Here is a 23,320-nt window from a genome sequence, read left to right as displayed (position 1 = left end):
GCTCCGCTGTACCATCTGCGGTTATATTTACGAGGGCGATATCTCAAAGGAAAGCGATGATTACAAATGTCCGATCTGTACAGTTCCTAAGGATATGTTTGTTAAGGTGGAGGACACACCTGTACAGGAGCCTGTTATCGAACAGAAAAGCATACGCTACCGCTGTACCATCTGCGGTTATATTTACGAGGGCGATATCTCAAAGGAAAGCGATGATTACAAATGTCCGATCTGTACGGTTCCTAAGGATATGTTTGTTAAGGTGGAGGACACACCTGTACAGGAGCCTGTTATCGAACAGGCAAGCATACGCTACCGCTGTACCATCTGCGGTTATATCTACGAGGGCGATATCACAAAGGAAAGCGATGATTATAAATGTCCGATCTGTACGGTTCCTAAGGATATGTTTGAAAAGCTTTAAACAATACTGTAATACCGGTGCAACAAGCAGACTATGCCAGTATCGCATGAAAGAAAAGAATAAAGCAGTCATTTTCTTGTAGGGCATTCCCCTGCTTACAGATACTGTGTAAATAACGAAAAGAAGAAATAATTTCTAAAAAGTCAGAACTTATTTCTTCTTTCAATTTTTTACAGCTTCAGCTATTCTTCATTATCTGGAAAGGTCTATCGGTAGTCTTTGCACTTTTGCTGTGCAGGTGAAACAAGGCTTGCTTATAACCCTCATATCATACAGCGATTCGCTTCCTTGCCTATCCACAGGCAGCATGTAACAAAGTCATTTCGAGCTGGCTCTGTTTTTTTATACGAGATCAGAATAACGCTTTCTCTGTTTTTTATCCGCATACATCGCCTGATCTGCCTGACGTATCAAAGTGTTTAATGTAAGAGGTGCCTGCCCCCATGCGGAACCGACTGCTGCTGTCACAGCTATATTTCTTTGCTTTGCAAGGACTTCCATTTGTTTGTTGCAGGCTTCAATCAAGGCAGCAAGCTCAAGCTCATCTCCATCGCAGACAACAACAAGGAATTCATCACCGCCATAGCGGTAACCGTGAATCCGTTCACTCGTAATGGAACGAATACCATTTGCCACAAGCTTCAGCAGAGTATCCCCCATATCATGTCCCTGCGCATCATTTACCTGCTTGAGATGATTCACATCAAAGAATAGGATACCGCAGGCGGTCAGCTTCTGATATTCTTTGTTTTTCATACGGGCAAGCTTGGTCCGGTTGAACAGATTCGTAAGCTCATCATGCTCCGCAAGCTCTCGTTCCTCCAGTGCAAGCTGTTCGGTGAGATCGGTATAATAGCCGTTGAGATAAAGAACATCCTCCCCATCATCGGTTACACGGTAAAACACCTGCATCGGTATATACGTTCCATCACTTCGGAAATGACACACCTTCAGCGTACGCGTATCCCGTTTGGCTATCATTTCTCTCAGCTCGTTCCCCAGCCGGCTTCGATCCTCAGGATGTATACCGGCATAGGCATTGCTGCCGTAAAAGGTCATGCATTCATCATGATCCATACCGCTCATACGGCAAAACTCCTGATTTATAAATTCCGGTACAATTCTTCCATCCGCGCAGATTTTCATCTGCATGAATCCTCCGGGCATATCGTTCATTAAATCATGCAGTACCATATTATCTCTTAAAATGCGTGCCTCATTATTTCTACGCAAAATAATCATTGCCATATAATCGCCTAATGCGGCCAGATGATCCACATGCGTTGCATTCCGCCCCGGATTATCAACTCCCATAAAGCCGCTTAAGCTATCGGCAATCCATAAAGGAACAAGCAAGAGACTGTGAACACTTGGATTCATTAAAATTTTCTTTTCCGCCGCATGATCAACATGCAGCAGATCAAAATTTTCTATACATACATTTTCCTTCCTTCTCAGAAGCTGTAATGAGTATTCCTGATGGGCATACGGTACACATTGCCAGCTGTCTTTTCTTGACGCAACACCTTCGGCATACAGCTCATACGTATTTTTGGCTATCTGTTTTTCATCATCCAGTTCAAAGATATATACCCTGTCCCCGTTAAAATACTCCATTGTTTTCTCCAGAGTTTTGTTAATCGCCTCATCCGGATCGCCGCTAATCAAAAGATAACGTGCTGCATCGTTTAAGAAACGTAGCTGCTCATTGCTTTCCGAAGCAAGCTTTTCCGCTCTGTGCTAATCCGCAAGCGCTGTGCTGAGTAGTCGTGTTTCCTCACTGATCTGTGTATAGGTAGCATAGATAACGGTATTTTGATCCTTGCGGGAAACAATTCGCCCCACAAGATGAAATGCGATATAACCTCCTCCGCCTTTTTTACGCGAATATCACATTCCAGCTCATGATCCCCTTGAATCGCCTCTGTGATACTGCGCATCATACCATCACGGTCATCTTCATGGACAGCCTGTATATAATCATAAATCTGCAATTCATCCTCATGTCTGTTTACAAGCTCTGCATAACGCTTATTGATATGTGGAGAATTGATAATCCCATCTGCCGTCACTTCAAATATGATTGCCCCGCAAGGCAGATTATCCAGCAGCTCCTTCCTGCGCTCCTCCAATTCCACCTGCATTGTCATATCTGCATAGTAAGCGTTTATAAACTTGACTCCATCCGGCTCCGTTGCCGTTCTGTAGAAAGCCTGAAAATGCATATATCCGTTTTTTGTATGAAATAAACGGATACGTGCGGAAAAGATGGAATCCTCCGCAATTGCCTTTTCGACCTTGTGCTGCAGTTCTTCAATATCATCAGGGTGTACCCCGGCATAGGCATTTCCCGCATAAATTTCCATAACCTGTTTATGACTCATTCCCATCATCTGACAGAAGCCGTCGTTAACAAAGATCGGTACCGGTCTTTCCCCTGATAAAATCTTCATTCGGACGAAGCCTCCCGGTGTGTCGTTCATCAAGCGCTGCATGCGTTCATTGTCGTTTTCCATCTTCCTTACATGATCACGGCGAATCAGCATAGTTGCCATATAATCTCCGATTGCCACAAGCTGATCAGTATGCTTCATATTTTTCTGCGGGTCATCAACTCCCGTATATCCAATCAGCCTGCCTTCGCTTTTGATTGGCACCAGGAACACCTTAAGAATGCCCTGTCGGGTCAGCACATCCTGTTCCTCCTTGCAGAATACCGGCATATCTGCCACATTTTCAATACAGATGTTTTTTCCCTGGCGAAACTCGCTTAGCACATAGCGCTGTGAGGTATAAGGAAGTGCCTGCAGGTTTTCCTTTTCTGATTGAACGCCCTTTGCGCATATTTCATAGGTGTTGGTAGTTATCTGCCGCTTATCATCCAGCTCAAAGATATAAGACCTGCTTCCGTCAAAATGTTCGAGAACCTTTTGTAACGCTTTATGAATGGCTTTATCCGGATCCTTATCAATCAGAAGGTACCTTGATATATCATTCAGGAATCGCAGCTGCTCGTTCGCCTCCTCGGCCAGTGTCTCCGCCTTTTGCTGATCGGCAAGTGCCCTGCTGATGGACAGCTGCTCTTCTGAAATCGGAGTAAATGTAACATAAAGCAGCATGCTGTTATCGTCCTGTCTCTGCGTCCTTCCAATAACATGCATCGGAAGATATTCCCCATTTCCCTGCAGGATACGGAAGTCATATTCCAATCCCTCCTTGTCCTTTGAATTTTTTATAAACTGCAGTACCTGCTCCTGATCATCCGGACATATCGCCGATATTGCATCATCCATATGAATCTGGTCTTCATTGCGTGATACCAGCTTTAAAAACTGCTTGTTGACATGCCGCACACACAGGATACCATCCTTCATTTCATATACTGCTGCACCGCATGGCAGATTATCCAACAGCTCCCGGCGCCGTTCCTCTTGCTCGTTTTCTTCCGTTATATCCGCATAATAGCCATTCATATACTGTGCACCATGAATATCCGTTGTCGTCCGGTAATACACCTGAAACTGCATATATCCCTTTTCTTTATGGTAAAAGCGTACACGTGCAGAAAAGATAATATCCGCATCCATGGCTTTTATGAGCGTTTCACGCAATCCGGAGCGATCCTCGGGATGTACACCGGCATACGCATCATTTGCATATAACTCCATTACCTCATCATGGCTCATCCCCATCATTCGACAGAATCCGTCATTGACAAACACGGGAACTGCGCCTCCCTCAGGAAGCATTTTCATTCGTACAAATCCACCAGGTGTGTCATTCATCAGGCGCTGCATATTAACATTGTCATTTTCAATTTTTGTCAGCAGATCACGGCGATTGATCAATACAGCCACATAATCACCGAGTACCGCAAGATGCTCGATGTGATTCATCGCACGCCGCACCTGTTCTACACAAAGCACGCCAATCAACAAATTGTTTCTTACCAGAGCAACAGCAATCAGTGAGCTGACACCGCGGTTCAGCAGCTGCTGCCGTTCGAAAGAGACGTTGTCCTTCAGCTTGTGAACATCCTCAACTACGATATGGCCTTCACACTTCAGTACTTCAGCCCAGTGTGACATTTCCGTAAATCGAATCTGCTGCCCTGTAACATCAGAAGAGCTTGCACCATCAGCGCAAACCATATAGGAGATGGTTCCCGCTTCCTGTTTCTTGTCCAGTTCAAACACCAGAGCCCGCTCAGCGTCGAAGTATGTAAGCTGCCGCTTCAGCAGATTCTTCATCGCTTCTTCTGTATTGGATTTGCTCAGCACGCTTTTAGATATCTCATTGAGAAACTGCAGCTGTTCGGTCATCTCTGCAGCCTTGCTCTGTATCTGTTTCTGTTCTGTGATATTTTCCAGCAGCAGATAAATAACATCACAGGTACTGCTTTGCGCGATCACCCTGCCGGAATAGCGAAGATATTCTTCATGGCTGTGCGAATCCTGCATCAAAACCCTCATTTCTCCACGCATTTCCGAGCCCTTCTGCTTGCTGTTGTACACTTCGTTTTGGAACCGGTAGATTTCCGCATCTGACATAAGAGAAAAAAGATCGATCTTAAGCAGCTCATGCACGGAGTGCTTCGTGTTTAGCTCTTTCTGAAATTTTTCATTCGCACGAATGATCTCACAGTGCTTTTCTGTGAGCTCTACGACACAGGCACCGCCTACATAGCTGTTGAAAATCAGACTTTCTATGGATTCAGCATTCCAAAAGGCGTTTCCATCCAATGCATTGATCATTTCAAAGGTATTCTTTTTATGTATTCCGCTGTTCTGTTCCAGCAGGGATTCATAATCCTGTACGGGCATCGGTTTCGCATACAGATATCCCTGAATAAATGGACAGCCGATCGAGCAGAGAAAATCAGCCTGCTCCTGTGTTTCTACGCCCTCGGCAATGACCTGCATACCAATCCATTTGGACATCCGAACGATGGATTCAATGATATTGCCACCCCTGCCGGTACTGTCTTCTCCGGAAAGAAAACGCATATCCAGCTTCAATACATCCGCAGTAACATCCTTTAATACATTCAGGGAAGAATATGCGCTGCCGAAATCATCTATTTCGATTGTGAAGCCATATGTCCGCAGTCTTTCCACAACATCTATGATGCGTACAACATCGAAGGAAAACGCAGATTCCGTAATTTCAAGCTGCAACAGGTGAGCCGGTATTTCATGCTTTTCCACAAGTCCTGTGAGCACTTCATACACATCACTTTGTAAGATATCCATACGGGATACATTTATTGAAATCGGCAGAGTGCACGTTCCCTCATCCAGCCATTTCCGAAGCATTTTGCATACTTCATTCCATACATACTTATCCAATTCATAAATAAAGCCGTTGCGTTCAAAAACAGGTATGAATACATTCGGGGGAATCATCACATGATGCTCACTGCTGTTCCAGCGTACAAGCGCTTCTGCACCAATCATCGCCCCTGTTTCATGATTGTATTTCGGCTGCAGCCAAACTTCAAACTGATGGCTGCTGAGTGCAAAATCCATTCTGCTGATAATATGCTGCTCCTCCTGAATCTGTTTCTGCATCTTCCCGTTGTAATAGGCAAGAGAAACATTATAACGTCCTTTCACCGTTCTTCTAGCCAGTAGTGCCTTATTCATTATATCGCTGAATGAAAGCTGCTTATCCTTTATGATGTAACGGCCGATGCTTAATTGAAGTCTGATATGGATCCCGCGATCTCTGAAATCATCTTCCAGAGACATCATATTTTTCTGCAGGTGCTCCGGTGTACCGCTTGGAAGAAGCATGGCAAAATTATCAGCGGATACATGACATGCGATACCGTGATACATAGATGTAAATTCCATAACGATTCCAGCTATTTTCTTAAGTACATAATCCCCGGTTTTCTGTCCGTATTGTGCATTGACCGCCTTAAAATTATCAATATCAAAGCAGGAAATAAGATAGGTGGAGGAGGGATGATTCGCTATCAGCTCTGTCGCTGCACGCTGAAACAGCTCACTTGTGTATAATCCTGTAAGAGAATCAATCTGGCGGCTACTGTTCAACAGGGCGGCTTTCACACGCACAAGTGCGATCTGAGGGCGTACAGGCTTTGTTATCACATCGGCTGCTCCACAATCCAGCGCATAAACATAGCCCTCCTCATCCCTGCTGTCTATAACAGCAATCACAGGAATTTCCGGCATCATTCCATCATGCATGGAGGTTATCAGCTCTGCGGTATTCTCTACAGAGGAATCACACAGTACGGCACTGATCACGATTTGCTTCATCAGATGAAGTGCCTGCTTCATATCCTTTGCTTCGACAACATTATATACCGTCTGAAATATCTCACATAATTCAGAACAATCTCCACCCTGCTCTGTCGCAAGTATCAGGACAGCTTTTTTCATATCATTCGATGAACTCATTCGGATGACACTCCCTTCTCGTATTCAAACACTTTCCAAGGCTGATACAGCAATAACATTTTCTTTAGATTCCCTAAGCCTCATACCATATAAATTAAAATATCATATGAAATATTTTATGAAATTTGCATATCAGAATCCTTTCGATATCATGTTATAGATTACAGAATATACCGGCTTTCTTTTTTAAATATATAGGATAATTTTAAATTATCCCATCTAAATGCATTATATTTGCTGTTACCAAGAATATCAAGACATATTCGAATGAATTACAAAAAGCGGATGCTTCACAGCCAGTTCCATGCACTCATATGATACATTATGACAAATATATTCCCTGAATTCAATATTTTGTTTCCTCTGTGCTGTTTCAACCGATGCTTCAAATATAGGATGCTTTATTTCCGGATATGATGCAGCAGAAGAAAACAGAGAATCCACTGTGTTCTCTGTTTGTTTAATTATTCAAAATTTTATGTACACTTTGCCAAGGTATGCGGATTATTTTTTTAAGCGTTTCTTTCTTTCATTTCACACAGAAGAAGATGTAGTTTATCCTCCATGGAAGCATCATCAAACTGACAGGTGCCGACAACACGGTGACCGCCACCGCCATATTTCAGCATCAATGCCCCGACATCAATCGTACAGGTTCTGTTCAGTATACTGTAGCCAACAGCTGCAGAACAGCCCTTTCCCCCTTTACCGTTCACAATCCACACAGAGATATTGGCATCCGGATACAGACTGTAAATCAGAAATCGATTTCCGGTATATATAGGATTTACACCGCGCAGATCTGAGATGATAATCCTGTTTTCGACGGTTGTATGTGCCTTCACCATGTCGATAAATTTATCGTTCTGGTCCCAATACAGTTCAATTCTCTCTCTGACATCTGCTTCTGCCATAATTTCATGGATATCCTTTGTCCTGCACCAGTCAATCATTTCTTCCATTAAAGCATAATTGCTGATTCTGAAATCATGAAACCGTCCCAAACCGGTGCGGGGATCCATGATAAAACCGAGCAGAATCCAGTCATTGGGATGCAGCACCTCCTCTATGCTTAGATTGGCGCTGTCCACCTTATCCACTGCTTCCAGTAAATCATCATATCCTGGAAACCGTTCTCTGCCGCCATAATAATCATATATGATATGCGCACAGCTTGGAGATGTTCGACTCTCTCCCCTGTATTTTCCTTTGTATGCATTTCGCTCCTCTTCACTGGAATGGTGATCAAACCACAGACCGCAGCCTTCCACAAACGGTACGTTCGCAAGACAGTCCTCTCTCGTAACCTCAACCAGACCATCCTGCAAGTCCTTTGGATGTACAAATTTCCAATGATCGATAACGCCTGCTTCCTTCAGAAACACGGCACACGCCAATCCATCGAAATCCGACCTTGTTAATAACCTCATGTGAGCTCCTCCTTTGATATATACCATCAGTTTACCATTTAAGATAGGCACAAACAAGAGAAACCCCTTTCAACAAGGTCTTCTTTTCCGGAAACAAATCTTTTTCAGGAGATATGCTATCCTGATAGCATCTACACCGATTTCTGAAAGCTGGAACGATAAAAAAGCAGCAGGAGCATATCCTATAAATCCATGGATAAGCGGTTATTCTATCTCCCACAGACTACCATGAGAATCTGCCTGTTAAGCTGTTTTCTTTTCCCCAGCATCAAAAGACAGCATCCGCACTGTGCTGTCTTTTTGTGACATGAAATAATAAAGTTCTTATCTATATGAAGTCTTTATCAATCTCTTTCGTATATTCAATTTTTGTTTACCGGAAATGCTCCAGCAGCATCTTCTCTGCCTCTGCACTCCACAATCCCCTGTTTTTCTTGCATACAGCATCCAGCTCCTTAAAGAACGGATCCTGTTCTCCCAGCTTACTGAAATCATCGATAGCCGTCATTGGCATATTGATGTGTGTGTAAACAAGCTTTTTACCACCGGGAACATCCGGCAGATTCTTTGTTGTTTCCACTACGGAATCCAAGCCTCCGACATGAGTGATCATGACCGCAGATTTGATCAGCCCCTGTGCCTCTTTTTCAATCGCTTCCTTCATATCATCAATCGTTCCTCCGGTGGAGCCGATAATTTTACTTCTGGAGTAATGGCAGTCATACAGATTGATCATGGATGAGAATTTCATATCCGTCGGTCCGGCAAACAGATTCATACAGCCGTCATATGCCATGATACTGTTTCCCATTTCACAAACCGCACGGTTTGGGATATACACAAAGACATCATCATAGCCTTTTCCATCAGTCAGTGCCATGAGCTCCTTTACCTGATCCTGCATAGTGGCAGTATTTACATATATAAGCTCCACTCCATGCGCTGCCGCTTCTTCCTCGCTAATGACTTCTCTTGCACGATTGATACGCTCATCATTGATTTCTGTAACAACGATACGCTTTGGTTTATTCTCAAAGGTAAGTCCATAGCTGATTGCCCCCAGTCCCATCGGTCCGCAGCCGCCAAGGATAATGATATTACCGCCTTTTTTTGTTCCCATCACATGCTGATAGGTGCCTGGTACCGTATGGTAATTGGTATGGTAGCCACCGATTACACAGCTGACAGGCTCTGCCACACTGCTTGCGAAATAGCCGTCCCCTTCAAATGTCCAAAGACATCCTGCTTCAATGATATCATTCGGGAAGATACAGTACTGCGTATCGCCACCGCACCACGCATAGGAATATCCCGGACTTTCCATCTGTCCCGGAATAGCCGGCTGCTGTGCAAACTTCTGACCCGGCTGAAATTTATCCTGCCATTTCTTTCCGACCTGCACAATATCCCCCGCAAACTCATGTCCGATAATAATCGGATGATCCGCCACATCGTTGGGAACACGCTTATGATTGGCTCCCTGCTTTACTGTTTTCCATGTAGACATACAGATGCTGTCACTGACAACCTTTACCAGAATCTCATCATCCTTTATTTCCGGTAATTCAAATTCATCCAGACGGATATCATCAACGCCATACAGGCGTACTGCTTTTGTTTTCATATCAATTTTCCTCCAGTTTCTTGATTGTGACCTGCTTCATCAGCTGTTCGACAACTGCCTTTTCCGCAGGCTGTGTTCCCTTCGTCATAACAGCTCCCGCACTGCAGGCAACTGCCAGAGCGATCAGCTGTTCCATTGGAGTATCCTGTTCCAGCGCATAGGCAATGGCAGCCACCATCGCATCCCCTGCACCGACACTGGAATGTGCCTGAATGTGCAAAGCCTCTGCCTGATAGATTCCCTCATGACTCAGAAAGATACTGCCTTGCTTTCCCATGGATACGACAACAAGACGGCATTCCTCATTCAGCAGTGTTTTCGCGAGTGAAATCATTTCCTCATTCGAACAGTCCTGTGAAACACCGAAGTAAGTCGCAAGCTCGTATTTATTCGGTTTGATCACATACGGCTTTGCCTGTATCCCCTGGGCAAACAGCTCCCCATCCGCATCCAGTATCACACGGGCTCCCTGCTGCTTTACAAGCTCAATCAGCTCACGATAAATATCCTTACGAACCTGTGCAGATACATTTCCACTCAAAACCACGAAATCATTCGGATGCAGGAGCGACAGAATTTTATCCTTCAGCTGCTTGATTTCCGTTTCCGTGATAACAGGTCCTGCTTCATTTAATTCGGTAAGCTCCATTTCATGATCCAGTACCTTCAGATTGGTACGTGTCATACCTTCCACCCATACAAAATCATTATCAATTGCAAGCCCGTTTAAAACCTTCCGGATATATTCACCGGCTGAGCCTGCCAGAAATCCTGTCGCAACACTTTTTCCCTGCAAAGCATGTATGGTTTTGGATACATTGATGCCCTTTCCCCCCGCATCCTGCATAACATTGCGCAGTCGATTCAGTCCACCAGGAATCAGTTCATCCACCTCTGCTGTTTTATCAATTGCCGGATTAAAGGTTACCGTAAGTATCATGCCGCATCACCTGCCAGAATCTCATACACGGTATCAACATCGCCAGCGACAACCTTTTCGACCATTTCCATTTCTCCAAGCTTCTCTGCAATATTGGCAAGGATCGCCATATGATCATCATTTTTAGCGGCAATGCCAATCACAATCCGTGCTCTGCCATCCGCCCACTTGATGCCATCCGGATAAATCATCACAGCAATCCCTGTCTTTTTAACACAGTCCTTTACCTCATATTCCCCATGGGGAATCGCAATGTCGTTTCCGATATAGGTTGTCAGTGAGTGATCGCGGTTCAGCATGCCCTGAATATAGCCTTCGTCGATATATCCCGCACCCTGTAACAGTTTTCCCATAGCCACGATGGCTTCATCACTGTTATCTGCATGGCAGTTAAGCAGAATGTTGCTCTTTTCCAGTATATTGTTTTTCTTCTCTTCCTTTTTCTTTCTGAATATCATAATATCCTCCACTATGTTCTCGTATTCTTCATCGTTCATAAACCCCTGTACACTGTAGTAACGTACAGAAGGAAACTGCTTCTGTATCCGCTGTGCAAAGTTATGATGGGATATCAGAATTTCTGCATCCGGTGCCACTTCATCAATCGCACAGTTTTTCACACGGCAGCTGATGCCATGTGCCTTTAACTTTTTCTGCAGCTGACCTGCGGCCATTGCGCTGCTTCCCATGCCTGCATCACATACAAAACAGATATGCAGGTCCTCCAGAGCCGCGCGTTCTTTATGTTTATGAAATAAGCCCATCACAGTCTCCTTTCTACCATGCAACCGCTGTATCCATATACTCCATGATCAGCTGACTCAGTGCCTCTTCTATTCGTTCAATATCCTGTGTACAGACGGCTTCCAGCAGCGTTTCAGATTCCACAAGACCTCTGGAGAACAGGGACAACAGCTCCTTCCGAACCCTGCCGGCCTGTGTATTCACAAGCATAACTACGGCAAATTTCAGATTCTTCGCCTCTGCGCTCCATGCATGCCTGGGATATTGAAGAAGAATTTCCATCGTATCCACTGCACTGGTTGCGGTATGCAGCAGGGCAAATTGCAAATCCTGCATAATCACCGGCCCCATGCTCTCACGCTTTTGTAGATCGGCACGTATCTGCTCAACTGCGGCTGCATTCTTTCCGATATATTCTGCACTTTCAATCAGGAGCTGGGACAGTGTGTCACTGTCGCTAATATGCAGCCGGATGTGGTCCAACAGTAGCAGACTTTCCTCACTGATGGTATGCAGCAGGCGCAGCTGTTCGCGAAATTCACTGACAGGCTGCACTGCTTTTTGAATCGGCTCACTCAGCTCCTGACGGCAGGTAAGTGCCGTTCGTATATTGTGAATATCCTGCTGATTCAGCAGCGGTGTTACGACAATCACTTCCCGGTCCACAACATCCAGCGAGAAGGTGGAAACCAGCAGCTCTGCATCGTCATATGCATGGCGCTGGACATCCTCCATGGAAAATATCTGCAGCCTTACATCCGGATGAAAGCTTTTCTGAATACGCGCGGACAGCATGGCGCTGACACCGATTCCACTCGCACACACAACACCGATGGGAATCACACGGCGATGAATTGCGGTATGCTGCATACGCTCCAGTGATGCCCCGATATGCATGGTGATAAAGCCTGTTTCATCCGCACTGATTGACACGCCGCAGTAATTTTCAAGAACACGGCATGCCTGCTTCGTCTGTTCATATAATTCCCGGTATTCCGTTTGTATCTGCGAAAGCAGTGGATTATAGATGGGCAGATCATGCTGCAGACGGGTGATCGTCGGTGACAGATGTGTCAACAGCCCCTGAAAGAGCTCCTCATCCTCCATAAGAAGATAGCGTTTTTCCTCATCATAGGTCTGCAGCATGGCATACAGAACATCGCGGAGCTGCCGTGCCGGTTCATCCTGCAGACTGTCGTATTCGACCCTGCTGATTTTAGCTCCCCGGATATGCAGTGCGATAAATGCAATTTCCACATCGGGTATATCGATATCAAATTCCAGCTCCAGAACATGTGCCATCTGCTGTGCCTGCTGATAGCTGGCATCCTCCTGCACCATGGCTACAACATCACCGCCATCCTTCAGCTCCTCGTTTTTCAGGATGCGTTCGATAGCAATCACCAGATGCATAATCAGACCGATATAGGATGCCTGTGCATAGCGGTCCAGATTCAGCTCATGCTGATTTGTTTGAAACACGTCCAGAATCCGCTTCAGAATATCCTGATTCAGCATATTCAGAATACCTGCATCCTGATGGAGAAATATCTCGGTAAGCAGCGTCTGGGAATCCAGAAAATTCACACTTTCATAGCTTTCCTTGCTCTGTAAATCCTCCTGCAGAAGCTGTGTCATCGCTTTTCGCAATACAGCCTCCTCCCCCTGAACACCCACACCGACGCCCGGCTTGCGAATCAGAGACAAATCATGCTGTCGAAACCACGGCTCTATACTGTCCAGATCATTGGATATGGTAGCTTCACTCACCTGAAACAATGCGCCGTAATGCAAAAGCTTTTGAACCTCATCGCTTCGCAGCAGCTCGAATATCAAAAGGTGCTGGCGTTCCTCCTTATTCAGATACTGAATCTGCTCGGTATTCAGCTCCTGACGAAGCGCCTCCTTATCCTCATACGAGCCCTCCATATGAATCCCCATACCGGCCTTCGATACCAGACGGACATGATATTCCTTTAATTCATCATCGATATGCCGAAGCTCCCGAAAGATGGTTCTTGAGCTTGTTTTCAGCCGTTTGGCAAGCTCCTCCACCTTGACATACCCGTCTGTTTCTATGATTATTTGTAATATTTTCTTTAACCGTGACGAATAGATCATGCCCTTCGGATAGCTCATAGCAATCAATTCCTTTCTTATAACGGATATACTTGTCAGTGATATACCGGTGTTATATTATTTTGTAAGCTGTGCTACGATTTCATCATACTCCTTCCCGCCCATGAAATTGGTGATTGGGAAGATCAAAGCGTTGGGACAACGGGTTTCAGCCCGCTCCACCAGGGATTTATGCGTAACAATAACCTGGGTATCCTTTGGAACATCATCCAGCGCGAAATGCTCAACCGTTACCTTCATTCCCGCCGCATTGAGCTTCTTTGTCAGGGTTGTTGCCCCCATGGCACTGCTTCCCATTCCGGCATCACATGCAAATACGATTTTGCTTACAGTCCCCGTAGGCTTTGCACCCTTGGCTTCACTTTTCATGGAGCTAACGGCGGCACTTGCTTCTTCCAGGGCATTGTCGTCTGTGTTTTTATTGCTGAATTTCAGGATGAAGGCTGCAATTACAAAGGATACGGCAGCTGCAACGATTACACTCAGAATCACACCGATATAGCTGTCCTTCGCACACATTCCCAAAATTGCGATGATGCTTCCCGGAGATGCGGCAGATACCAGACCGGAGTTGAAGATACTGTTGATAAAGACACCGGACATACCGCCTGCCATCACCGCCAGAACAGTCAGCGGATTCATCAGTACATAGGGGAAGTAAATTTCATGTATACCGCCAAGGAAATGAATGATGACTGCACTTGGCGCACTGCTTCTGGCAGCTCCCTTTCCAAAGAAGCTATAAGCAAGCAGTAGTCCCAAACCAGGACCCGGGTTAGCTTCAATCAGGAAGAAAATCGATTTTCCTGCTTCCGCAACCTGGTCCATTCCCAGTGGTGTGAAGACACCGTGATTGATCGCATTGTTGAGGAATAAAATCTTCGCAGGCTCCACAAACAGAGACGTCAGCGGCAGAAGACTGCGTTTCACCAGGAAGTCAACACAGATTACCAGAACATCCTTGATACCGACACAAAGCGGTTCGATTGCAAGGCATCCGAAGACAGCAAGCAGTGCACCAAGAATTCCTGCCGAGAAGTTATTGACCAGCATTTCAAAGCCTGCCGGTATTTTCCCCGCGAACAGACCATCCACCTTCTTCATGAGCCAGCCGCCCAATGGACCGGCAATCATGGCACCGATAAACATCGGATCCTCTGTTCCCGCCAGAATACCGATGGCAGCGGCAGCTCCTACCACACCGCCCCGCACATCATAAACCATTTTACCTCCGGTATAGGCAATCAGTGTCGGCAGCAGGAAGCGCTGCATTGGCGCAACCATCTGTGCCAGTGTTTCATTCGGCATCCAGCCGGTTGGAATAAACAAAGCAGTGATAAATCCCCAGGCGATGAATACTGCGATGTTCGGCATGACCATTCCACTCAGGAAGCGGCCAAACCTCTGTACGTTTTCTTTCATAAATAGTTCCCTTCTTTCTGTAAACCTTTCCTCTTTACACTTACAGTATAAAAGGGGGAGAGGGGAAAAACAACGAAATGAAATTCATGTTTGGCACACCCTTGTATGACAATTTTTAACATTTTAAAATAAGCCTGTATTTACCGTGTTTTCATGAATTTTATTATAGTTATTATACTATGAAAACGCTATCCTGAATAGTATTGACAAGATAAACATGTTCCAACTTTATCACTTATTTAGTACTGTCTGCAGTTCTTATATATACTAAAAAAATGCATTACATGTAAAAAAGGAAGTCTCTTCATCGAAACTTCCATGTAGTATTGAAAAACATTCACTGCACCTTTGTGAACTACCGCCAGCTAAAGAGCAAGCGGCTTCTAATGAATGTCTGCGCATTCATCAAAACTTTTTGTTCGTGTTCAGATACACGTAACTGGTACGTTCACCGTACCTCTACTCCATCGCTCTCGCTTTGGCATACATGGATATACTTTTCGTATGATATTACTTGCTCCATTGATATCGGCATTCATGAGAATGCCGTTTTAGCTTCTGTATAATCCTCGCTTGATTCTTTTCCCTGTGAAGGTATGCGCTACATCGTTTCCATAGACTGGTATCTGATCCTCGTCAATGGAACTAGCCTTCGATTGTATTGCTTCTTCACAGACCACGACTCTGATTCCTGCCGCTTCTCCTTTGTATTTGATCATTTCGATCAGCGTACGAAACGGTATCTGAACAAATGTCTGATTGTTCTTCTTCCCCATATGGATACGCTTCTTCCAACCCGCATGATTTCCTACGACGATAACTTCGATTCCTTCCTCCACACATAGATCTATTATTTTTCTTGATGCTTTGTGCAGGATATCCTTTACACGTCGATTTCGCTTTTCGCTGATACGTTTCATTCGTTTTGTTTGATGGATCCCTTTGCTATCCTTCTTTCCAGTTCTTAGCAGTGAGCGGTAATGTGCGATCTGTTTGTTATAGAATTGATTGACTGCTTTTATTTCATTTCCTTTTATCAGCACAGGACGGTGTCCACTCGTAAACGCAATCGCTGTCAGATTATCGACACCAATATCAATGCCGACCACTCTGGTTGCCTCATGGATTGTAATCGTCGGTTCCTTGATTTCTATCTCGCATACGATTTCAAGCTTGATAGTATCTCCATTGGGAATCAGGCGTACTTCCTTCAGCTTCTGTTCATGCAGGTCCATCTTACCAAGATCATATCGGTCACGTATACATCCTGCCTGCAGCACTGCCTTGGGAAACTTTACATACCAACCATGTTTGTCTTTTCTCAGTTTGCATATCTGATTGGTAAAGATCAAGGGTTTATAACCGTTTTTATCTGCATATCGAGGGATATAGGGAATTGCTTCATATTTGTCAGGATGTGCTTTGTAATCCGCTAAAGCAGCAAAAAAGCTTTTCCAGTCACGATACAGCATATGCAAAACATTCTGATTTGCCTGCGCAGGAAGAGCACGGTAATCGATCTGGTTACGCAATTTAAAAAAACCATCCAGATGCTGCATGGAAACAAGGCGATGTTCATGATCAATGATGTGGAATGGTGTGCTATGATGCTTTTGACGTATGACATTCCATTCATCAACGACACCATTGAGTTCTTCCAGGACCTGTAACTCATGTGGAAAGCGATCCTCATTTGATTTGATGGAAGCACTGTACGCATTTCTTATATAGAACGAAGCAATGTTGTACAGATTTTTAGCACGATGTGTAAGAGCAGAAAAGCCGGGGGTTTTGCGGGTGATTAGCAGATAGGATACTAGAATATGTACGATATGATTTCATGTTGTAAAACCTCCTTTTGTTGATATCATTATACCATGAACGCGAGAGAAACTTAAGGAAAGATTCGTGAAAAACAGAAAGAAAACAAGGATGAAAAAAAAATGGCTGCATTCACGCCCGCAGGGTGTACAGAGTATCCCCCACCTGTTCATCGACCACTGAGGTGGGGGAATTCTGCCTGCTTTTTAGATAAAAAACAACTAGATTTCTCCTAGATTGTTAAAAAAGACGCATTCCGCGTCTTTTCCAGATATGTAAGTTATCTTATATCATGCAATCGGTTCACTGTATACCCCAAGCTCTTCTCCGCTCTCCTGTGCTATCTGCACATCCAGCTTCTTCATTTCATGATGAATAAAGAAGAAAATGATGACAGCACTCGTGATATCCGCAATCGGTCCGGCATACAGGATACCGTCCAGCCCGAAATGCAGCGGCAGAAGGAGAATCAGCGGTATCAGCAGTACGAGCTGTCGCAGAGAAGACAGTATGCTTGCCTTCATCGGCTGTCCGGTCGCCTGGAAATAGGAGGTGGAGGTTACCTGAAAGCCTGCGCAGAAAACTCCCAGATCAAAGATACGCATCGCCTTGATTGCGAATTCTGTAAAATTGGCATCTGCACTACCAAACAGCATCAGAATGATATGCGGAATCAGCATAAACATCGCCCAGCCTACCGTTGTGACAGCTGTTGCGATATTGCTTGCGAGCCGATAGCATCGCTTGATACGCTTCGGCTGATTCGCTCCTCTGTTAAAGCCCAAAATCGGCTGTGCACCGATACCGATACCGATACAGATGGATACGATGATCATGGATATCTTCATGACGATGCCCATTGCGGAAAGTGCAACATCCCCAGTGACGCTTGTCTGATTTCCATAATATACCAGCGAATTATTCATGGCAATCTGCAGAATTGTCGAGGACAGCTGTGTGATACAGCTGGAGATTCCCAGAGAAAACGCCATTTTACAAATGGTTGGGTTCAACCGCGTATGTGTCAGACGCAGGCGCATATTTCCCTTTCGCGTAAAATAATACAGCAGGATTACCGTTGCGATAATCTGTGAGGTGATGGTCGCAATCGCAGCTCCCTGCACGCCCCAGTGAAATACAAATATATAAATCGGGTCCAGAACACAGTTTAACAATGCCCCTGCGACCATGCTGTACATGGCAACATTCGGGCTGCCATCACAACGCGCCATATTGCTGAGACCGATACCGAGCAGATTAAAAACCGTACCAAGCAGTATGATGCTCGCATAATCCTTCGCATACCCCATATTCTTCGGCGTTGCACCGAAAATTGTCAGAATCGGATCCAGAAAAACCAAACCGATTACGGTCAGTACAATCCCGATTCCCACCAGCAGAATAAATACATTTCCCAGTGTATTCTCCGCTTCCTCTTCCTTCTTTTCCCCCAGCTTGATTGCCGCATAGGCACTTCCGCCTGCACCCAGCATGGTTCCTACCGCCAGTATAATCGTAACAATAGGAAATGCAACCGTTGTAGCCGCATTCCCCAGATAGCCTACTCCCTGTCCGATGAATATCTGATCTACAATATTATAAACCGCATTCACCAGCATGGAAATCACAGACGGGATGGCAAATTTCATCAGCAGTCTGCCAATCGGCTGATATCCCAGCGGATTCTTTGTTCTTATTTCCTTCATGGTCTGTTCCATAATTCTGCACTCCCTTTCATCGTTTTATGTACGCTGCTGCATTTCCTGCAATTTCATCCAGCAGCCTTTCTGCCTGTTCCTTTTCATCCGCCTGCAGGGTACGGCAAAGGATTGCATTCCATTCCATAAGCATACCTCGTATTACCGGTACCAGCTGCTTTCCCTGCTCTGTCAGATACAGCTGCACGCTTCTTCGATCACTGCTTCTTATTTCCCGCCGAAGATAGCCGAGCTCCTCCAGCTTCTTTACGGCTCTGGCACAGGTTCCCTTATCGAAGCTTCCGGTTTCCGCCAGCTCAAACTGACTGATTCCCGGTTGTTCATAAATTCGCATCAGAAAAAACTGCTGGCCGCAGCCAATGTGATACGGCGCCAGCGTTTCATCGAAAAAGGCCTGTGAGCTGCGATATACGATGGAAGCATTTTTACTGATATGTGCCATTGTCCTACCTCTCATAAAAAACAACTACCTTAGTATAGCAGACAATAGTTGCACATGCAACTATTTATATAAAATATTACCAATCCGATAAGCAGGGCTTTTCCACAAGCTGACACATGCCGAAAAAGAAAAAACCGCATGGCTTCATGCGGCTGATGCTGACTGCTGTTCTCTTGCGATGATCTTGCGAATAAGCTTCAGAATATATCGCCCAGTCGCTACATCCTCATGATATGGTGTAAGATTGGGACGTATGATGTCCCTGGAAACATACCCGTATACCCTGGTATCATCCTTCAGCTTCACTTCAATGCAAACCCGAAGCTCCTGATTTTCACTTGCCAGGATTCCATTGATTGTAAACAGATTGGCAAGCTGAGATACCGAGCTTTTCTTGTAATACTGATTTTTCAATGAACAGCTACTGATTTCGCGGTAGGGTATGATCTTCTCCTCATCCATCAGAAAACGTAACTGCTTATGCTCCTTATCAAATTGAATAACATCGCGAACAGTTTTACTGGGAGTAAATTTCGGATTCATCGCCTTCTCCTTTCCGGGTTTCCCCTTCCTACACCCTCATTATATTACTATTCTTATTTTTCTTCAATATCTTATTCAATGTTTTGAAATTCTATTCAGCGCTTAGGTATCGCCTTAACCTGTTCATGTATAAGCAAAAAAAGAACAGACAAGCGCATAGACACTGAAGCACGATAAAATCACAGCCTGCTGGGTATGTCCGTGGCTGTGACTTCTTATCATAGATACTGTTTCATCCTCCCCTGCCGATCATTCACCGACAAACGGTAAAGGTCATTCTCCTATCCTCAGCTTTCGCTGTCCACACGGTCGAGTTCCTTATGTAAAAGCTGCAAAATATACGGATGACTTTCCTCATTTAAGGTAAGAAGGAACGCCATGTAGCGGCATTTCTGATACTGCTCACGCTCCATTACAAAGGTGTAGCCCATCCTGCACCTTGGATTGCAGTCATTTGGATCCAGCAGCCGTTTACATACTGAGGCCTTACGGATTTCCGTTTTCATTCTTCTTGGAAATGCATTTAAAAGCTCCTGAAACTCAGCGATATGATCTGCGAAAACTCGAAGCTTTATACCTGATTTACGTTGAACAAAGGTAGCCAGTGTTCTTTTCGTATCCTTACGTATATAGGAAACAACAAAACCGCTTTTGGCTGTCTTCATCTCAAGACTGCATCCCCGCTTCATCAATTCTGAATGAATTTCCGAAACATGGCTCTGATAGCGGGGATCCACACGATCCACAAATAGATCAAATTCTCCACACATATATAGTTCCTCCATTCGCCGCGTGCGGGCATGTTATCATGGATGCTATTTTAAATCGTCTTACCAATTTTGAAATACGCACCTCTGTTTCTCCATCCCACACAGCTTCATGCCTGCATACATCGTATCAGAAGCATGCTTTTCTGTCCTCTCTTTCTACGTTCATGAACTGCGAGCTGCTGATAACCATACCGATATCCGGATGCTGCCGATAGGGTAAAGCATCACCATAAGCAAAACATCAGGGAAGCAGAAAGCGATAGGAAACCGTTCTCCCTTTGCAGGTAACTGCACCGACAGCACACTGTATATTATGAAGTACTCTCTGCACGCTCCAAGGCAGAATGAATCATCCGTTTTCGCAATATTCCAAAAGCGGAAAGGCAACGTGCACGATCCGGATTCTTTCTTACGTTAGCGGGTTTACGAAAAGGAGAATTCAATTCCGATTGATACATACAATCGTATGGAATCCTCCATGTTTTGAATATACCCGCATTTGAGCAAGAATCACTGCCTTTCGGTTACCGGCCTGTTTATGCTTTCTATGCTACGCCTTTGCACGGCACTTCTTCAGTAAACTTACAACTTCCCGAGCTGTACGCATGTCCTCATGATACTGCAAGGTACCTTTATCCACGATGTCCTCAGATACATGTACGAAAACAGACTGTCCCATCCGCACCTTCATACGAATGCCAACGCGCACAAACTGCCTCCCTTCCGCATAGGTGGGAAACACCAGATTATGCGCAAGGGCTTTTTTCAGATTATGATGATACTCGCAGGATATACCGATCGTCTCCAAGTCCTTGTAATAGTATACCTGATCTCCCTCATCCAGCAGGAATCTCAGCTTTTTGTTGGTTTTATCAAACTCAACCACATCTTTAATCCGCTTACTGACAATAAATTCAGACATATGACCACATCCCTATCTTATCTTCATTATATAGTATTCAAGGGGCCTGTCAATGCTTTTCCTGTTACTTCTTGTTATCCTGTAATGTTTATGCTGTTCCTGTTACTTCTGTGTATTTTATATCTTGCGTATGATAGCTTCCCCTGTATATCGGTAAAGCTATTGTATGTTACAGTAAGTTTTCTAAACCGCTTTCTTTCATTACCTTTCGACCTTTGTTCCTGCTTTTCCTTCGCCGCTTATTCATGATTTTTTACACTGACATAATTTCACGAACATGCGTACAAGATATCAACCTGCCGGAAAGCCGCAGCAGCTCCTGCGTAAAACTGCTAGTCCTCTTCCATGATATCAACGATTTCACCGCGCAGAAGCTTGTTCATATTGCGAATAGCACACATTTTCCCGCACATGGTGCAGGTATCCTCACGCTCCGGTGCAGACTGGGCACGGTATGCTCTGGCCTTATCCGGATCCATTGCTAAAGCGAACATACGTTCCCAATCCAGATTACCGCGTGCTACAGCCATTTGATGGTCCCAATCCATAGCACCCTTTACTCCCTTGGCAATATCCGCCGCGTGTGCAGCAATTTTACTTGCAATGATTCCTTCCTTAACATCATCGACATCAGGAAGAGACAAATGCTCTGCCGGTGTCACATAGCATAAAAAGCTGGCTCCGTAGGCTGCCGCCATTGCACCGCCGATCGCCGCAGTGATATGATCATAGCCCGGTGCGACATCTGTTACGATTGGACCCAGCACATAAAACGGTGCCCCCTTGCAGATTGTTTTCTGCAGCTCCATATTCGCCTGAATCTGATGAAGCGGCATATGTCCCGGCCCCTCGATAATGACCTGTACATCCTGTGCCCATGCGCGCTGTGTCAGTTCTCCCAGCGTAACAAGCTCCTCCATCTGTGCAATATCCCCGGCATCCTCCAAGCAGCCAGGGCGGCAGGCATCTCCGAGCGAAAGCGTGACATCGTGCTCTCTGCATATCCTTAAAACTTCATCAAAATACTCATAAAACGGATTTTCATTCCCGGTGATTTCCATCCAGGCAAACATGATGGAGCCACCGCGGGATACGATGTTCGTAATTCGCTTCTGTTGTTTGAAGCGCTGTGCAGTCTGCCTGTTGATTCCACAGTGAATCGTCATAAAATCAACACCGTCCTCTGCATGCATACGAAAGACATCCAGCCATTCCTGTGCAGTGATATCCTTCAATGCCTTATGGTAATATACCAGGGCATCATATATCGGCACGGTACCAAGAATTGCCGGGCATTCCGCAACCAGCTTTCTACGGAATGTCTGCGTATCGCCAAAGGAGCTTAAATCCATAATGGCCTCAGCTCCCATTTGCACGGCATGCCGTACCTTTTCCATCTCCATGTCCAAATCAAGACAATCTCTGCTCGTCCCCAGATTCACATTGATTTTTGTCTTCAGCATGCTTCCGATTCCATAGGATTTCCGGCATGTATGATGTCTGTTTGCCGGGATCACCAGCTGTCCGGCAGCGATCAACCGGCAAACCTCTGCCTCCTCCATCTGTTCATAGGCAGCGACAGCCTTCATTTCCTCAGTGATGATATGCTGTCTGGCGGCATCCATTTGTGTAGTGTACATTGTGTTATCCTCCTATATGTAAAAAAAGCTGTACGCCCGCTACGGTGTCAGCTTCCATGATTTTTTCCGGATGATAACAGCATAAGCTTCCGTCCTGCTGTGCTTCCCTATAAAATCCCTACGCCGGCATTACCCGTATCAGGTTCCTTGGGTCCCGGATGATCTCCGATCTCAGCCATACGTAGGCACCCCATTTTTTTGTACGAAAATATTACACCACAAAATGACGGGGCTGTCAATGCTAATTCTGCAATGGCTTTGCTTTGTGTATGCGATCATTTTCCATAAAACAACAGATCGACACAGCGGGAGG

The 23,320-nt window shown here is 45.1% G+C and carries 17 protein-coding genes and 1 riboswitch; of the genes, 2 read left to right on the top strand and 15 right to left on the bottom strand.

All coding sequences use genetic code 11. The features are described from left to right. Nucleotides 1-424 (top strand): rubredoxin-like domain-containing protein (locus ACESPQ_RS07155; RefSeq protein ID WP_373144169.1); only part of this gene is annotated, 424 nt, incomplete at its 5' end. 342 nt (nt 425-766) lie between these two features. Here the strand turns inward: ACESPQ_RS07155 and ACESPQ_RS07150 are convergent. The 9 genes from ACESPQ_RS07150 to ACESPQ_RS07110 all read right to left on the bottom strand — a co-directional run bounded on the left by ACESPQ_RS07150 (nt 767) and on the right by ACESPQ_RS07110 (nt 16,623). Next, complete coding sequence (locus ACESPQ_RS07150) at nt 767-2,092, bottom strand: diguanylate cyclase domain-containing protein (RefSeq protein ID WP_373144168.1); 1,326 nt, start codon at nt 2,090-2,092, stop codon at nt 767-769. Nucleotides 2,093-2,112: 20 nt separating this feature from the next. Further along, a complete protein-coding gene (locus tag ACESPQ_RS07145; protein ID WP_373144167.1) occupies nt 2,113-6,852 on the bottom strand; it encodes an EAL domain-containing protein in 4,740 nt (1,579 codons plus the stop codon). 512 nt (nt 6,853-7,364) lie between these two features. Continuing rightward, nucleotides 7,365-8,282 (bottom strand): hypothetical protein, encoded by a 918-nt coding sequence (locus ACESPQ_RS07140; RefSeq protein WP_002607530.1) that lies wholly within the window; start codon nt 8,280-8,282, stop codon nt 7,365-7,367. A 373-nt stretch (nt 8,283-8,655) separates the two neighbouring features. Beyond that, the gene (locus ACESPQ_RS07135) at nt 8,656-9,906 is read right to left on the bottom strand and encodes a zinc-binding dehydrogenase (protein ID WP_257334727.1); all 1,251 of its coding nucleotides are present in this window, start codon (nt 9,904-9,906) and stop codon (nt 8,656-8,658) included. 1 nt (nt 9,907) lies between these two features. Beyond that, entirely contained in the window at nt 9,908-10,846 is a 939-nt protein-coding gene (pfkB, locus tag ACESPQ_RS07130) for a 1-phosphofructokinase (RefSeq protein WP_002607532.1), read from the bottom strand. After that, nucleotides 10,843-11,610 (bottom strand): PTS sugar transporter subunit IIA, encoded by a 768-nt coding sequence (locus ACESPQ_RS07125; protein ID WP_257366555.1) that lies wholly within the window; start codon nt 11,608-11,610, stop codon nt 10,843-10,845. Before ACESPQ_RS07125 ends, pfkB begins: the two co-directional genes overlap by 4 nt. Nucleotides 11,611-11,623: 13 nt before the next feature. Then, entirely contained in the window at nt 11,624-13,729 is a 2,106-nt protein-coding gene (locus tag ACESPQ_RS07120; RefSeq protein WP_373144165.1) for a BglG family transcription antiterminator, read from the bottom strand. A gap of 57 nt (nt 13,730-13,786) precedes the next feature. Further along, a complete protein-coding gene (locus ACESPQ_RS07115; protein ID WP_257272366.1) occupies nt 13,787-15,151 on the bottom strand; it encodes a PTS mannitol transporter subunit IICB in 1,365 nt (454 codons plus the stop codon). A gap of 551 nt (nt 15,152-15,702) precedes the next feature. Further along, nucleotides 15,703-16,623, bottom strand: a complete 921-nt coding sequence (locus ACESPQ_RS07110) for an RNA-guided endonuclease InsQ/TnpB family protein (RefSeq protein WP_373144163.1) — start codon at nt 16,621-16,623, stop codon at nt 15,703-15,705. Between ACESPQ_RS07110 and ACESPQ_RS07105 the strand changes: the two genes are divergently transcribed. Beyond that, nucleotides 16,624-16,821 (top strand): hypothetical protein, encoded by a 198-nt coding sequence (locus ACESPQ_RS07105; protein WP_257377013.1) that lies wholly within the window; start codon nt 16,624-16,626, stop codon nt 16,819-16,821. Nucleotides 16,822-17,262: 441 nt separating this feature from the next. Here ACESPQ_RS07105 and ACESPQ_RS07100 read toward each other — a convergent pair whose 3' ends face one another. From ACESPQ_RS07100 to thiC, 6 genes are all read right to left on the bottom strand, one after another. After that, on the bottom strand, nt 17,263-18,690 hold the full coding sequence (locus ACESPQ_RS07100; RefSeq protein WP_002607538.1) for an MATE family efflux transporter: 1,428 nt from the start codon (nt 18,688-18,690) through the stop codon (nt 17,263-17,265). Between the two features lie 16 nt (nt 18,691-18,706). Next, nucleotides 18,707-19,132, bottom strand: a complete 426-nt coding sequence (locus tag ACESPQ_RS07095) for a MarR family winged helix-turn-helix transcriptional regulator (protein WP_373144162.1) — start codon at nt 19,130-19,132, stop codon at nt 18,707-18,709. A 144-nt stretch (nt 19,133-19,276) separates the two neighbouring features. Beyond that, nucleotides 19,277-19,675, bottom strand: coding sequence for a hypothetical protein (locus ACESPQ_RS07090; RefSeq protein WP_109771315.1), 399 nt, complete (start codon nt 19,673-19,675; stop codon nt 19,277-19,279). A 287-nt stretch (nt 19,676-19,962) separates the two neighbouring features. Further along, nucleotides 19,963-20,445: a hypothetical protein gene (locus ACESPQ_RS07085; RefSeq protein WP_109771316.1), complete on the bottom strand. Its 483-nt coding sequence runs from the start codon at nt 20,443-20,445 to the stop codon at nt 19,963-19,965. 550 nt (nt 20,446-20,995) lie between these two features. Continuing rightward, nucleotides 20,996-21,367: a hypothetical protein gene (locus ACESPQ_RS07080; protein WP_373144161.1), complete on the bottom strand. Its 372-nt coding sequence runs from the start codon at nt 21,365-21,367 to the stop codon at nt 20,996-20,998. Nucleotides 21,368-21,699: 332 nt separating this feature from the next. Then, nucleotides 21,700-23,007, bottom strand: coding sequence for a phosphomethylpyrimidine synthase ThiC (gene thiC / locus ACESPQ_RS07075; RefSeq protein ID WP_002607543.1), 1,308 nt, complete (start codon nt 23,005-23,007; stop codon nt 21,700-21,702). A 98-nt stretch (nt 23,008-23,105) separates the two neighbouring features. Next, a riboswitch (TPP riboswitch) is annotated at nt 23,106-23,210 on the bottom strand. Nucleotides 23,211-23,320: the final 110 nt, after the last annotated feature.

The organism is Clostridium sp. HGF2 (assembly GCF_964240115.1).
GTDB classification, from domain to species: domain Bacteria; phylum Bacillota_I; class Bacilli_A; order Erysipelotrichales; family Erysipelotrichaceae; genus Clostridium_AQ; species Clostridium_AQ innocuum.
This window is presented reverse-complemented; position numbering and strand designations above follow the sequence as displayed.

What these genes read in the sequence shown, in the direction of transcription:
- ACESPQ_RS07090 (WP_109771315.1), bottom strand. Translation starts at nt 19,675, where the DNA reads ATGAATCCGAAATTTACTCCCAGTAAAACTGTTCGCGATGTTATTCAA.
- ACESPQ_RS07140 (WP_002607530.1), bottom strand. Translation starts at nt 8,282, where the DNA reads ATGAGGTTATTAACAAGGTCGGATTTCGATGGATTGGCGTGTGCCGTG.
- ACESPQ_RS07085 (WP_109771316.1), bottom strand. Translation starts at nt 20,445, where the DNA reads ATGTGTGGAGAATTTGATCTATTTGTGGATCGTGTGGATCCCCGCTAT.
- ACESPQ_RS07115 (WP_257272366.1), bottom strand. Translation starts at nt 15,151, where the DNA reads ATGAAAGAAAACGTACAGAGGTTTGGCCGCTTCCTGAGTGGAATGGTC.
- ACESPQ_RS07135 (WP_257334727.1), bottom strand. Translation starts at nt 9,906, where the DNA reads ATGAAAACAAAAGCAGTACGCCTGTATGGCGTTGATGATATCCGTCTG.
- thiC (WP_002607543.1), bottom strand. Translation starts at nt 23,007, where the DNA reads ATGTACACTACACAAATGGATGCCGCCAGACAGCATATCATCACTGAG.
- ACESPQ_RS07095 (WP_373144162.1), bottom strand. Translation starts at nt 19,132, where the DNA reads ATGGCACATATCAGTAAAAATGCTTCCATCGTATATCGCAGCTCACAG.
- ACESPQ_RS07125 (WP_257366555.1), bottom strand. Translation starts at nt 11,610, where the DNA reads ATGGGCTTATTTCATAAACATAAAGAACGCGCGGCTCTGGAGGACCTG.
- ACESPQ_RS07120 (WP_373144165.1), bottom strand. Translation starts at nt 13,729, where the DNA reads ATGAGCTATCCGAAGGGCATGATCTATTCGTCACGGTTAAAGAAAATA.
- ACESPQ_RS07105 (WP_257377013.1), top strand. Translation starts at nt 16,624, where the DNA reads ATGCAAAACATTCTGATTTGCCTGCGCAGGAAGAGCACGGTAATCGAT.
- ACESPQ_RS07145 (WP_373144167.1), bottom strand. Translation starts at nt 6,852, where the DNA reads ATGAGTTCATCGAATGATATGAAAAAAGCTGTCCTGATACTTGCGACA.
- ACESPQ_RS07100 (WP_002607538.1), bottom strand. Translation starts at nt 18,690, where the DNA reads ATGGAACAGACCATGAAGGAAATAAGAACAAAGAATCCGCTGGGATAT.
- pfkB (WP_002607532.1), bottom strand. Translation starts at nt 10,846, where the DNA reads ATGATACTTACGGTAACCTTTAATCCGGCAATTGATAAAACAGCAGAG.
- ACESPQ_RS07110 (WP_373144163.1), bottom strand. Translation starts at nt 16,623, where the DNA reads ATGCTGTATCGTGACTGGAAAAGCTTTTTTGCTGCTTTAGCGGATTAC.
- ACESPQ_RS07080 (WP_373144161.1), bottom strand. Translation starts at nt 21,367, where the DNA reads ATGTCTGAATTTATTGTCAGTAAGCGGATTAAAGATGTGGTTGAGTTT.